The sequence below is a fragment of the Desulfomicrobium aestuarii genome, from assembly GCF_055385525.1.
Window position 1 is genome coordinate 1,591,865 of the sequence record NZ_AP042427.1, and the last position, 13,329, is coordinate 1,605,193.

Annotated in this window: 13 protein-coding genes and 2 tRNA genes; 4 read left to right on the forward strand and 11 right to left on the reverse strand. The window is 52.6% G+C overall.

All coding sequences use genetic code 11. From position 1 onward, the window contains the following. Positions 1–220 precede the first annotated feature (220 nt). Positions 221–562, forward strand: a complete 342-nt coding sequence (locus tag ACZ5AC_RS07245; RefSeq protein ID WP_464250279.1) for a zinc ribbon domain-containing protein YjdM — start codon at positions 221–223, stop codon at positions 560–562. Between the two features lie 98 nt (positions 563–660). After that, entirely contained in the window at positions 661–1,107 is a 447-nt protein-coding gene (locus ACZ5AC_RS07250; RefSeq protein ID WP_464250280.1) for a pyridoxamine 5'-phosphate oxidase family protein, read from the forward strand. 31 nt (positions 1,108–1,138) lie between these two features. Here ACZ5AC_RS07250 and ACZ5AC_RS07255 read toward each other — a convergent pair whose 3' ends face one another. Beyond that, entirely contained in the window at positions 1,139–2,032 is an 894-nt protein-coding gene (locus tag ACZ5AC_RS07255; protein ID WP_464250281.1) for an alpha/beta fold hydrolase, read from the reverse strand. Between the two features lie 458 nt (positions 2,033–2,490). Between ACZ5AC_RS07255 and ACZ5AC_RS07260 the strand changes: the two genes are divergently transcribed. Next, positions 2,491–2,805 carry a cupin domain-containing protein gene (locus tag ACZ5AC_RS07260; RefSeq protein WP_464250282.1) on the forward strand — a complete coding sequence of 105 codons (315 nt, stop codon included), beginning with the start codon at positions 2,491–2,493 and terminating at the stop codon, positions 2,803–2,805. A 249-nt stretch (positions 2,806–3,054) separates the two neighbouring features. Here ACZ5AC_RS07260 and ACZ5AC_RS07265 read toward each other — a convergent pair whose 3' ends face one another. Beyond that, entirely contained in the window at positions 3,055–3,870 is an 816-nt protein-coding gene (locus ACZ5AC_RS07265; RefSeq protein WP_464250283.1) for a hypothetical protein, read from the reverse strand. Between the two features lie 532 nt (positions 3,871–4,402). Next, positions 4,403–4,723, reverse strand: a complete 321-nt coding sequence (locus tag ACZ5AC_RS07270; RefSeq protein WP_464250284.1) for a hypothetical protein — start codon at positions 4,721–4,723, stop codon at positions 4,403–4,405. Between the two features lie 390 nt (positions 4,724–5,113). Here ACZ5AC_RS07270 and ACZ5AC_RS07275 point away from each other — a divergent pair, with 390 nt between their 5' ends. Further along, a complete protein-coding gene (locus tag ACZ5AC_RS07275) occupies positions 5,114–6,133 on the forward strand; it encodes an IS110 family RNA-guided transposase (protein ID WP_464250285.1) in 1,020 nt (339 codons plus the stop codon). 461 nt (positions 6,134–6,594) lie between these two features. On the opposite strand, the gene ACZ5AC_RS07280 is transcribed toward ACZ5AC_RS07275, so the two are convergent. The 8 genes from ACZ5AC_RS07280 to ACZ5AC_RS07315 form a co-directional block, all read right to left on the reverse strand. Beyond that, positions 6,595–8,211, reverse strand: a complete 1,617-nt coding sequence (locus ACZ5AC_RS07280; RefSeq protein WP_464250286.1) for an ATP-dependent nuclease — start codon at positions 8,209–8,211, stop codon at positions 6,595–6,597. A gap of 118 nt (positions 8,212–8,329) precedes the next feature. Beyond that, complete coding sequence (locus ACZ5AC_RS07285) at positions 8,330–9,085, reverse strand: toll/interleukin-1 receptor domain-containing protein (protein ID WP_464250287.1); 756 nt, start codon at positions 9,083–9,085, stop codon at positions 8,330–8,332. 315 nt (positions 9,086–9,400) lie between these two features. Further along, positions 9,401–10,273, reverse strand: a complete 873-nt coding sequence (locus ACZ5AC_RS07290; protein ID WP_464250288.1) for a DUF6602 domain-containing protein — start codon at positions 10,271–10,273, stop codon at positions 9,401–9,403. Between the two features lie 175 nt (positions 10,274–10,448). Beyond that, entirely contained in the window at positions 10,449–11,327 is an 879-nt protein-coding gene (locus tag ACZ5AC_RS07295; RefSeq protein WP_464250289.1) for a hypothetical protein, read from the reverse strand. A 233-nt stretch (positions 11,328–11,560) separates the two neighbouring features. After that, a tRNA-Asp gene (locus ACZ5AC_RS07300) sits at positions 11,561–11,637 on the reverse strand. Positions 11,638–11,649: 12 nt separating this feature from the next. After that, positions 11,650–11,725, reverse strand: a tRNA-Val gene (locus tag ACZ5AC_RS07305). A 116-nt stretch (positions 11,726–11,841) separates the two neighbouring features. Next, positions 11,842–12,267 (reverse strand): PGPGW domain-containing protein, encoded by a 426-nt coding sequence (locus ACZ5AC_RS07310; RefSeq protein WP_464250290.1) that lies wholly within the window; start codon positions 12,265–12,267, stop codon positions 11,842–11,844. Positions 12,268–12,297: 30 nt separating this feature from the next. Continuing rightward, complete coding sequence (locus ACZ5AC_RS07315) at positions 12,298–13,296, reverse strand: adenosine kinase (RefSeq protein ID WP_464250291.1); 999 nt, start codon at positions 13,294–13,296, stop codon at positions 12,298–12,300. Positions 13,297–13,329: the final 33 nt, after the last annotated feature.

Below are 13,329 nucleotides of genomic sequence, written 5' to 3' on the forward strand. Positions count from 1 at the left end.
AAAAAGATGAGAGATCGTGGACGGTTCACCTTCGCCGACCAGGTGCGTTGCTTACACGCAGACGCGCCGGACGGGAAGTTTTTTGGGCGGGTTGAATGAGCCTGACCGCCACCCGGAGGCCCTTATTTCGCATTGACCGCGGCAGGTTCGAACGGCTAGCGGTTACCGCTGTTTGCCGGTCGCAAACAATCACACCCCGCAACACTCCAAGGATACCGAAATGAGCGATTTCCCCCCCTGCCCCAAGTGCGGCTCCGAATACGCCTACGATGACGGCATGGCCTTCGTCTGCCCGGAATGCGGCCACGAGTGGGCCAAAGACGCGGTAGAGGACGGCGGCCAGGACGAGAAGGTCGTCAAGGACGCCAACGGCACGCCCCTCCAGAACGGCGACACCGTGACCGTCATCAAGGACCTGAAGGTGAAGGGCTCGTCGTCCACGGTCAAGGTCGGCACGAAGGTCAAGAACATCAGGCTGGTCGACGGAGACCACGACATCGACTGCAGGATCGACGGCATCGGCGCCATGAAGCTCAAATCCGAGTTCGTCAGAAAGGCGTAGGGTTCGGCGGCCTCGGCGCATGACGCGGGGGCGGGAGCCGGCAACAGGCTCGTGACGACGCAACCGGAAGAACGCCCGACGTGTCCAGGAGAATGCCCATGAGAAGAAAGGATCGAGAAATCACGGACCAGTCCTTCATGCGCGAAGTGCTGCAGGAAGCGGACGTCGTCTCCGTGGCGTTCAACACCGGGGAATTCCCCTACGTCCTGCCCTTCAACTTCGTCCTGTACGGGGACAGCATCTTCATCCACTGCGCCGCCGAAGGCCGCAAGCTTGACCTCATCGGGCGCGACCCAAAGGTGGCCTTCTGCGCCGCCGTCGACATCCGCGTGGAGAACACGACGACCCGCTACAGCAGCGTCTGCGGCACCGGCATCGCCACCCTGGTGGAGGACGACACCCTCAAGGTCGAAACGCTCAAGGCCCTGGCCGCAAAGTACAAGGCCCCCTGCGTCTTCCCCCTCCCAGAACGGACCCTCGCCGCCACCGGGGTCGTGCGCGTCCGCATCGAGTCCATGAGCGGCAAACGCTCCCGGTCGACGTAACCGGTCGACGTAACCGGCCGACTCACCGCCGCTACGGCTGAGTCTCTACATCGTCCCATTTTGCCTCAACGGAATGGACGGCTTTTCTCAAGAGCGCATTGAACTCTTCGGGCTTTTCCAGCATCGGGAAGTGTCCCGTCCCATCGATATAATACAGCTGATAGTCCGCGATATGCTTCCGGTTCTCTTCCGGTTCCGTCGGCCAGAGCCTGGCGTTTATCGAGACGACGGGAATGCGGATGTCGTCGAAGACCCGGGCCGCTTCTCCGTTGACATACTGCTGCAGATAGTTCCGGAAGGCGCTCAACGCGACCGTCTTCGGGGCCGACGACATGTCCTCGCAAACCCAGCGCACCAATCTTGGGTCGGCCCCCTGCGGGAACATCCCCGCAACGAAATTCCGGGTGGCGTTTGTGAAATCGGCGTCGAACGGTGCGACCATGTCGTCGATGAACTTTTGAGGATGACGTTCACCGACATTCTGCAAGGTGTCGATCCCAACGATGCCGATCACTTTTTCAGGCATCAGCCTGGCCGCTTCGGCAATGACGGCGCCACCCATGGAATGCCCGACGAGAACCGCGCGCTCGATATGCTCCTTGTCGATGACCGCTCTGACGTCATCGGCAAAGGACTCCATCGTGCACGCAAGCCTGTCTGCCGACGAATGCCCATGGCCTGCCAAATCAAGCGACACGACCTGATAGTCGCCTGCGAACGCAGGGACCTGATTCTGCCAGTAACGCGCGTCGCAGTTCCAGCCGTGGATGAAGACCAGCGCTGTTTTCCCTTCCCCGGCCACGTTGTATGCGATGCGTTCCGAATCATGGGAGATTGCGACATCATGCCTCGGGACAAGATCCTTGGACGCGCATCCTGTCAGCAGCAAAAACGGGATTGATATCAGCAGTAGAATTTCTTTCATGTTCCTCCCCAAAAAAAAGATTCAAAAACACCACATTGCGGATATTCATTGTTTGAACGATTATCCTCAAGACCCGGATTACGTTTGTTCTGGCAGTATTTCGTGCTCGTGAGCCAGGGAATCGGCACTCCCTCTGTCGGTTCGCATTGCCCCGACAAATTCTCGACGTGGCATGAATTTATTGTACCATCTGCTACAAGAAAAGTTGCATCAACGGCAAGCCCCTCTTTCGCCATATATAAATCAGGGACGGTCGGATCATTCCGACCTGCATACATATACAGCCGCCGTTGGCGTGAGGAACACATACTTCCGAAAAACGCATCCAGGGCAGGTCAATTTTCGGATGCCGGTTGACACGGGGCTGAAAGCGCACAAAGTACATGTACAACCGGATTATTAACATCGCCTGTGCGCAGGCGTGATCGTGTTCGGCAACAGCCGCAAGGAGATGCATCATGAAAAAAGTCAATCTGTTCGAAGCCAACGGGTTCAACGACCTGGGCCTCAAGAAGCTTCTGGTCCACGAATCGCCCTATTTCAAGATCCTGAACTTCAACTTCAAGGCTGGACAGCAATTGCCCATCCATTCCCATGACATCGAGGGCCAGCTTTCCATTCTCATCCTGGAAGGCGAAGGCGAATTCCTGGCCAAGGACGGGACCCTGCCGGCCAAAACCGGCGACGTTCTCGTCTGCGACATTGCCGTGCCGCACGGAATCAGGGCGATCACGGACATGCGCACCGTGGTCACCATCGCCCCCCCGATCTGAACGAAGACGGGAGGAAAAGAAAAGGCTCGCGACGGCAGGATCCTCCGACTGTCGATTTGCGAAATGAAAGCGTGTGCTCAGGGTCCCGGTTGGCAGCCGGGGCCCTGAGTGCTTTTTGAGCATGTGAAGTTAAGGGGCGCTGGTGAGAGAAGGGAAGATCTGAGCCCATCGGCCTTCTCTTGCAAAGGCCAACCGTGGAAGGATGGCCTTTGCATTTGAGGTGAGGGTCTGTTGCCGGCGGACAAGGCTTTAAGGCTTGGGGTAGTCTCTCTCGGCGATGATTTCGCTCGTTCCGTTGGGACTGAGTTGAATCCTGTAAGTTTGAAACGAATTTTCAGGGAGCTGCACCGTGACGGTTTCGCTTCCCCCTGCCGGAACGCAAGGGATGATCGGACCCAATGTGATGTGCTCACTTGCGCCGGATGCGCCGGAAACCCCTCTGACCCGGATGGAGATGGGCGTCACGTCGACATTGCCCGTGTTCCGAACGGGAATGGATATCTGCGAGCCTGAAATGACGGCATCGCCCAGGGCGACATTGCCGGCGGACGGTTTGGCCGTATCGGGAAGCGCGTAGGTTGCCGTCCCGAGCAGCGTGTCCCCGTCCCTTATTTCCAGAACCGCTTCGGTCTTTCCTTCGAAGCGTTCGGCGACATACCCCGTGAAAAAGCGCGACTCGCCGGGCGAGATGGAGTCGAGGTTGACGACCGACCCCTCCACGCCGGTGGCGGCTCCGGGCTTCCGGTATGTGTGATGGAGTTTGAGGTTGGAGCGGCTGGGCACGCCCCCCGCGTTTGTAATGGTGACAGTCCATTTCAGGACACACTGAGGCTGCGAAGGAGAAGAAGGCGTGAGTTCAAATTTCTGGAAACTCAGTTCCGCCGCGCCTTGAGGTGTTGTCTGCTGCAGGATGGCGGATTTTGGCACGTTTTTAATCTGCCCCTGTGGTTGAGCGACGCCAGGACTCTTGCTCGGTACGGCCTGCTTGATGTCCGCGGTCGCCGCCAGGACAGAGACCGGGACAAGGACGGCGATGATCACCGCAACGCCAAGAAATCTTTTCATTGATCCATCCTCCTTTTCATGAGTCAGGTTCGGGTAACACGCTGCAATGCTGCTTGATTTTCAACGTTGTTCTTTTCCCCATGCCTTGCGCCGGCGCCTCTTTGACGGGGTCCGGGCGCAAGAATGCGCCTCCGGGACAGCAGAATGGGATTTATCTATTTGAATATCTTCTATTATTGAGTGGTGTCAACGCTCATGCGAACATGCTTTCATGAGTGGCTTCATCAAGGATGAGCTGTTCAATCATTACGTGGCGGGAAAACGCAGCTTGCAGATGTCGGATCTTGAATCTTGAATCACCCATTTCCCGAAGAATTTTTTTCCACTGATGAACAATGCAATCCTGTCGCAGGAGCGATGTATGCCCGAGTTTGGCCGAATTCATTGCTGGCTTTGAGGATGAGAAAATCGCGATGTGAGCGGCTCCCTGCGTCAATTGAAATATCTTTCAAGATCGGGTGCGCCAGTCCGGAAAAATTCGATATTCAAAATCGATCACCTGTTTCGCTCACTTCAGTGAGCAAATTCCATATTAATCAATCTTGTTCGAGAACCTGATGTACTTGCTGTACAATGGAAGCGTCATCGTTGCGGCGCCTACGATCACCAGGAAGATTGAGGCCGGCACATGATTTTTCATCCCGGCACGGCCCGGCATGAGCACCGGGAAATCAAGAGGTGCGGTAAAGGCGTAGATGATCGTGAAAAGTCCCGCCAACACGGTGAAGATCTTCAGCGCGGATTGAACCGTGACATGGTTGCTGAATTTTCTTTCCATGTAGATATAGATTGGGAAGTAGAGAAAAGGGATGAAAAAGAAACTCGATCCGAAGAATGACGCAATGCTGGACATGTTCTATACCCTCTCGTACCGGAATGATCCCTTAAGAAAGGATGGGCTGCATCTTGAACAATCACATTTCCGAAGAATTTGCTCACCGATGAATAATGCAATTCTGTCGCGGCAGCAACATGTACACGGGCATAGCCGAAATCATGGCAGACCTTGCGGATGGGGTCATCGAGATGTGCGCGGGTCCCTGCGTCAACTCAGACATCTCTCCAGCCGGCGATTTTGGCCCAGACAAATTCAATATCCAATATATGGCCACTTTCCAGTTGCGGGACAGAGGTGAGCCAAAGAGTGATCTGATAATCATTCAAAAGGACACCTCCGAAAATAGCAGGTGACCGTTTCCTCTGCTATATAGGAGTTGGGAAACACTCATATCGGAGGTGTCCAATGGCTATATACGCAGGAATCGATTTGCATTCAAATTCAAATTTCTTGTCTATGGTCGATAGTGCAGGAAAGATCATTGAAAAACGAAAACTTGCTAACGATGTCCAGGCAATCCTGCATCCGCTAGCTCCTTATCGGGACCAGGTCCAAGGAATTGCCCTCGAGTCGACCTTCAACTGGTATTGGATTGTCGATGCGTTGATGGACGAAGGCTACCAGGTGCATTTGGCCAATCCTGCGGCTATCCAGAAGTACTCTGGGCTGAAGCACAGCGACGACGCCAGTGATGCGGCTTGGCTTGCCGAAATGCTTCGCCTGGGTGTTCTGCCTGAGGGATACATCTACCCCAAAGCGGAACGCCCGATCCGAGATTTGCTACGGAAACGCGGACACCTTGTACGTCTGAGAACGTCATTGATCACGAGTTTGCAGGGCATTGTTTCCCGAAACAACGGGCATTCGCTGCCGGGGCGCATGATCAAGCAACTCAAGACAAACCATGTCGCCCCCTTGTGTGGCGCAAATGAAGATTTGGCCTTGTGCGGAGAAGTCAGCAAAGACACCATCGACTATTTAGGGCGGCAGATAAAGAAGATCGAGAAGCAAGCCGAGGAGCGAGCCGAATTGCGACCGGCGTATAAGGCACTGCTCTCCATGCCAGGAGTAGGCGTTGTCCTGGGCCTGACGATCATGTTGGAAACCGGCCCAATCGGGCGCTTCGCCAAAGCGGGCAATTTCAGTTCGTATTGTCGGAAAGTGCCGTCCACTTGGATCAGTAACGGCAAGCGCAAGGGACGCGGCAACACTAAGAACGGGAACAAGTATCTGGCGTGGGCTTTTTCAGAAGTCGCTGAGTTCGCCAGGCGTTACGACGACGCAAGCCGTTCATGGTATGACCGCAAGATGGCCAGAAGCAACAGAATGGTCGCACATAGCGCCTTGGCCCATAAACTTGCGCGGGCCGCGTATTTCATCATGCGGGAGGGCGTGAACTTTGATCACGAGAAATGCTTTGCATGAATTTGGAGGCGGTGGGGAACCAGCATTGGGGTTGGCATAACCATGAGATTTGATTGGTAGCCATCGCTTTCAGCTTTTCGGATGACTTTGTTTCGCCGACCACGGCATGAGCCAGCAACGGGTTGGTTCGCAACCATGAGATTTGTAACAACACTTTGGACATGGCGTGGGATCGAAGATTATCTGGCCGTCGCAAGACGGTGGGGCTGCTTTGGCGGCCTAGATCCCGATGGGTGACTGGTGCGGCGGAATACGCCGACATCGCAAATCTGATATTTCGAGAAAGGCAGAAAGCAAAGAAATCTGAGGTGTTATCTAGGGACTTTCACCCGAGGCGAGAAAACCTGACTTTCTGGCCCGCAGGAGTACTTTCTCTTGACCTCGGTCCTTTTGATGGGTGACCTCGGTCCTTTTGATGGGTGACCTCGGTCCTTTTGATGGGTGACCCCATTCCCCCAGTTTCAAAACGATAACTCCCATGCGCGTACAAGTGTCTCAAATACAGATTTCATTTCCGTTTCGAATTGTTCTTTCGTAATTTCATCACCAACTCGTTTTGATAGACTTGTTTTCTGCTTGCCCGTCATACTTGCAACTTGCTGCTCCGTTCTTTTCCAGTCCAAGTGATTTGGATAGCACTCCTCCAATGAGCCGTGGGCTAAGACTTTAATTTGCCCTCTATCATTAAATCTTCTAAACTCCTTCATGAACTCATCAAAGCCGCCTTGCGCCTTTTGAGTTGGAGCATCGCACAAGACAACTATCTTTTCTTCGAATATAGAACTCTCAAGAGGCTTAAATGACTTTTTTATAGCATTAATTGAGCGCTTAGCTTGATGAGTATCGCCTTCAGCAGAAATTATTTGAATTGTCGGTTTATCGGAATAGAAGCGTTTAATTACACGGGTTAAAAATTCGACCTCACTCGGTCCTTCTACTATTAAAAAGTTACGAGGAAGCAATAGATCAGACGGGCTTCCACCTAGTAATTCAAAGACAACGTAGGGCTTATCCAGTTGATCGACATACCTAAAGTGAGTGATGCTATCTTCTTTCTCTACTTTATAAATTTTTTGAGATGGATGCTCGTCTGCTACAAATACCGATGAATGGGTATTTATAAATACTTGATCTAGATCAGCGCTCAATGTCAGGAGTACTTCTTTTAATTTCCGCTGTGCGGTTGGGTGTAAATGAAGCTCTGCTTCATCAATGAAGAATAAAAACGACTTGCCAGCATCTTCTCTACCTTTTCTGTAATCTGCATACGCCTGGATAATGGCAAGCATAAGAGCCCTCTGCATGCCATCACCTTTTTCGGATGCGTATGTTTCTACACCATCATCAACTCTAGTCTGGAAATTTTTTAGCAAGTCATTGAATTCAGGACTTGTGACTTCAAAACTAACCTTTGTGCATTCGGCAAATTGTTTTTCCAAATGAGTTTTAACATTGTCGCCCAAACGATCAAACTCCACCTTTACAGCTGAACCATCATCATCAAACAACTCATCAAACTTGTCTCTAAAAGCTCTGTATTGAGGATTGTCTTGCAGAATCTCTTCAAGAACAGAAGACAGCATAATGCCAACCGGAGTCTTCGCAGAATATTTTGCCACTTCATCAAAATATTGCTTGGTATGTATATATTCAAATTTTGGTAGAAAATCGTTAAACGCTTTATCAAACCCTGCTGGATTTTTAGCTAACTCTTCTCCATTTATTATTATTTTTCTTTTGCTAGGCTCTTCGCTTGATCTTTCAACAACTAACTTGTCGTTACCGTCTAACACACCTAACATTTTAGTCTTATTGGCTTCATTGCGCATATTTTCAGCGCCATGCAAAGCACCCGTAAACTCTATTTTTACTGAAATGGTTTTTGATGTATCTCCTTTTGGGTGTAAATCCTTCATAGACACACCTTTAGAAGTTCCATTGAAAAACCATTCAACCGCTTCAAAGAAATTGGTCTTGCCTGCGTTATTTTGACCTACAAAGATATTGAAGTTATCACAATCAAAATGAGCTTCGCCGATAGACCTGAAATTGCTTATAGATACTTTAGATATTTTCATCGTTCCCTGACCTCTGATTGAAACTTAGAAGTGGCCCCGGAAATTTGTACAAGCTTTTTGGTGGGAACGGTGGAGCCAGTTGGCTGTCCCCTCGATGGAATGGTTAGACATCGCCCCTCTACTTACCGGCTTCACAAAAAGCGCGAAGATCCCCTGCATAGGAGTAATGAGGAAACGCCTGAACGTTAAGTCGCTCCGCAATCGTATCAATCAGCTGAGAGACATCAGATTCCGATTTCGCTGGAATGGCATTTAAGGACGACAAGGGCTGTCTGAGGGCCGCCACCACCGTGCCACGAACGAGAACCGGCGCAAGGTACTTCTGCGCGCCCCAACGCGCACCAAGTTCGAAGAGCGTGTACGTGGAGTTGAGGCTCGACGCGCTCAGCAGTGCCACAAGAACGGTGGCATCAAAAACCTCCGACCTCAACTGCTCGTTGAAGCTTGATCCTGCAGGAAGCCGGTACCCCTCGACGCTTGTGCATCGGATCCGAGTTGGGTCGATAGGAAGTGCAGCCCGGAGAAGTGATATGAAGCCCGCAGCCAGTTCGCTGTCATCGGTGCTATGGCTGATGAAGATGTCCAAGGTAACGACCTCTTCTGTTGTGCTCTGCGGTATGGATGGTTCTGATTCGAGGAACTTTTCACCCTGATAGGTTAGCCCCCCGAGCACGACGGCCGCGCGGAAGGACATATTGCCACGAGCGCTGGCCTTCAGGAACCTCGCGTCGTGGATAAGGCCCTGCTGTTTTGCCTCAAGCAGACGATTTGCGACCTTCTGGAAAACTTGTAGATCGCTCTCAGATTCGCTTGCTGGCTCGAATTTTGATTCTCCTGATCGCACCCGCTCAAGTGTTTCTCGTAGAAGCTGCATACATACCTTTCGATGTCTAAAATAATAGCAATGGGGCATCAATGGGGTCATGTCTGTTTTTGACGAAAGTATCAGCTAACGTCATCCCGAGCACGGAAAGAAAGGCGCTCCTGTCGATATCGTCCAGAAAAATGGAAGACTGTGCATTGCCCCGGGAAGTCACATGGTAGATGGCTCCGGGAAATTCTATGCGGAGTGGGCGGGCCATGGAGAAAAGATACTCCGGAAAAATTCAAGATTCAAGATTTGACTCCGCTCCCCCTCGAACGCAGCGAGCGTCCGGAGGAGTGAAACGGAGTGCATTTAAGCCACTTGTTAGTATTCAATTTTTCCGTCCCAATTAAACGGAATGAACGATCCCAAATCATCATCCATGTAACTCCTGATGTCGAACCCTGGGTGCCTTGGAGACTGTTCGAGCATTGTCCATAATGTTTCGAGAAACATTAATAGGGCCTTTGCCGGATCAACATCAAATTCATGACCATCTCCGGTGGCTTGGAAATACCTTTCCTTTCTCGTTTCATCACCGACAGTTAGCCAATGAGGGATATGGCCATCCCCACGACAAAATATCAACCCCTTGTCTAGCGAACATGCTATGAAGTGATTGAATGGCGAGTTGTAACTAAATATATCATCCGAATGATTTTGAGTAGGAAGCTCTTTGAACCAATTTATAAAGGTGCCAAAGTCCTGAGTCGAAGAGCGGTATCCGAAGATGCAGTGTACAGGTGGCGCATGTGCTAATTTCTGCTTTTTTGTCTGAGTGGTCCAGTAGTTTGTTAAAAGTGGCTGATACGACAAGGACCGTAAGGCAGACTCATTTGTCTTCGCTGCATCCACTTGCTGCTTCGAAAGTTCAGTTTTTACCTCAATAACCGCGAACACTATTTCAATTGGGAATACCTTTCGGAAATACTTTGGGAACTGCACATCATCGTAAATAACGATGTCACATTGACGACTAACAGCGCCATTTCTATCAATGACGAGGGCGTTAACCTCAACACCATACCTTGTAGGTAGAAAATTTCGCAGAACATCCGCAAGTGCTTGTTCGTTTTCGCTTCCCTTTAAACCTTCGTGAGGCAGTTTGCGATTGAACAACAAAGCATCCGCTTCCAGTTTGTCATAAATACTCTGGAAATACCGATTTAAGAATTTCTTATCTGGTTCATCTTTCATAATATTAACAAGTGATTATCAAGTATCTGGTTACCAACAGGCAGAGGGGTCACAACAGGCAGAGGGGTCAGGTCTGCTTTTGACGAAAGTTTTGCCTGATTTCCGCTGACCTTTAAACAAGAATTTAATGCAAATTTTACTGAAAGAAAATTTACAACAACGGCAACATTTCTGCCTAGTTCAGATTAATCCGTGCAGTTCTGACCGGTTTCATATTCCCATTCAACGTATTCAGCTTGACAATATGTCCAGATGTTTCTCGTTCGTTCTGTGCAAAAACAAACGTTCTGTCCCCATCAAAATACACTGTCCCAAGGCCAAAATGCTCTTTATCTCCTAGCCACACTTCCCCCTGAATCATCTGGTAACCATATTCTCCGGGCGGTACCAGAATTTCTAGTTCATCGCCTCGTTTGACGTAGAGGAGAGCCGTTTTTTGTCCGGTGGTACGGTTTGTAAGGATGAAGATGGTGTTCGGAGCGTCGTTTGAGATGAGCTTGAAGCTGCATGTCCCCTTTTCTTGAGTCCGCATTTCGTATTTGGTCAGAAAGTTTTCCCTGGCCGGAGGGACTGGCGTCTTGGTGACAGGAATGGGCTTGGTGGGGTGCTTGATCTCTGGACTATTGATGTTCCTGATTGCGTTGAAGGCGATGATGGTAATAAAGACTGCCGCCCAAACCCAGAACGTTCCGGTGTTCATCCGGGTGCTTGCGCCTGCTTTTGCCCAAGTATGCGCGAAGCGCTTTTCGTTTTGCTTGATCTTCTCTTCGTTGATGGCTTCGTGCGCACGCGAGTAAATGACCCCACACTTCGGGCATTCGTAGTTGGGGCCATTTTCCTCATGGTCCAAATAGCGGCATTTTGGGCAAATTTTCATGGTAATTGTTATGGAAAAGGGGGCGTGTCTCGCTTTGACTTTTCTCATGCCATTCAAACTGAGGAACTTACCTCTGAATTCCTCAATCGCTTTTGAAGTTTTTTTAGTGAGAGACAGAGCCAGGCAGTCGTTTCTGTAACGAATGTTGTGCCCGGATATTCTTCGATCTTCGGCCACGAATCTTTTCGAACATCCGCTACAAGAAAAGTTGCACCATCGGCAAGTGCTTCTTTTGTCATACATATTCCCATTGAAGTATGTCCTCGGAATGCACGAGGATCTAATGAAAAAGCCACCCGTTACCGAGTGGCTTCCTCTTGGATCGTCGCAGTCAGTCGCAAAACCCACACCCAAACCCACGAAAGAAAAAAGGGATCCCAGTCTTTCGACTGAAATCCCTTGTTCTCTAATGGCGGGGCCGATGGGACTCGAACCCACGGCCTCCGGCGTGACAGGCCGGCGTTATAACCGTCTTAACTACGACCCCGCATGGTCTTCTTGGTGGGCGGTACAGGGATCGAACCTATGACATTCGGCTTGTAAGGCCGACGCTCTCCCAGCTGAGCTAACCGCCCTGTCCCGTCCAACGAGAAAACGCTTCTATGGGGACATCCGCCTCATGTCAAAGGGTTTTTTCGAGAAAAATCAAAATCCGAGATAAATTATCGGAAAACGCCCGGCCGGCGAGGATTCACGCTGCCTTGTCCCGGCTGTCGCCGTCCGTTTCCAGCTCGCGGACAGCGGCCTTTCTGCGGATCCAGTTGATGCTTTTCAGCACCGGGCCGCGGGAGATGAGGTAGCGTTCCAGGCGGAACTTACCTGGGAAGTCCATGAGCACGACGCCCAGGAACATGGTCAGCAGGCCCTGTCCGGGCAGGAAAAGCATGACGATCCCGCCCAGGAGCAGGACCACGCCCAAGGCGTTCTTGAGGATGAGCACGGCCAGGCGCAGGACCGGATGCCTTCTTCGCCACGGCGTGGGGCCGCGGTGTTCCCGGCGGAAGTAGTCCGCCGGGATGCGCACGGCCAGAATGGGCACCACGGCCAGGGACCCGACGAAGGTCACGGCCGAGACCGCCGCCAGCCACCAGCCCCAGTCCTCGATGCCGGCGAACACGCTCAGGCTCCTGTCCGGTTCATGGCTGGATCACCGCCCTCCCCGGAACTCGGCCAGGGTCCGCGGATACTCCTCGGGCTTCAGGCGCGGGCCGAAGACCGTGACGACCTTGGATGCCGCCAGGCTCGCGAAGCGACCGGCCTCGGCGTAGGTCATGCCGTGGGTGATGCCGTGCAGGAAGGCCCCGGCGAACATGTCTCCGGCGCCGTTGGTGTCCACGGGCGCGACCGGGAACGGGTCGACCTCGTGCAGGGCGTAGCCGTCGAAGATCAGGGCCCCCTCCCCGCCCAGAGTGACGACGAAACTCCCTGCGATGCGGCACAGGCTGTCCACGGCCTTGGCCAGGGTGCGGCACTCGCCCCACAGCAGGGCCTCCTCGCGGTTGCAGAACAGCAGATCGACCCCTTCGCCGATGATCTCCTCCAGGCCCAGGCGGAAATACTTGACCATGGACGGGTCAGAGAAGCTCAAGGCCGTCTTCACCCCGGCCTCGCGGGCCAGGCGCATGGCCTCGGCCACGGCCGGGCGCGCCGTGGGCGAGGTGACGAGGTAGCCCTCGGAGTAGACGAACTCGGAGTCGCGCAGGGCCTCGGGCCGCAGTTCGGCCGCGGACAGGGACTCGGAGATGCCCAGATACGTGTTCATGGTCCGCTCGGCGTCGGGCGTGACCATGACCAGGCACTTGCCCGTAACGCCCTCGGCCCGGCGCTCGGCCAGGTTGGTGTCCACGCCGGCCCGGGCCAGCTCCTGGGTGTAGAAGTCGCCCATCTCGTCGTTGCTGACCAGGCAGGTGTAGAAGGAGCGGCCGCCGAACAGGGCGTTGGCCACCACGGTGTTGGCCGCCGAGCCGCCGCCCGAACGCACGCTGCGCTCGCCGCGCAGGTATTCGAGGAGCTCAAACTGGCGGTCCTCGTCGACCAGGGTCATGAAGCCCTTTTCCACGCCCATGGTCTGCAGGAAGGCGTCGGAGACTTCGAATTCCATATCCACCAGGGCGTTGCCCATGCCGTACACGTCGTATTTTTTCATGCGATGATTCCTGGATGAGATCGTAATGGGAAG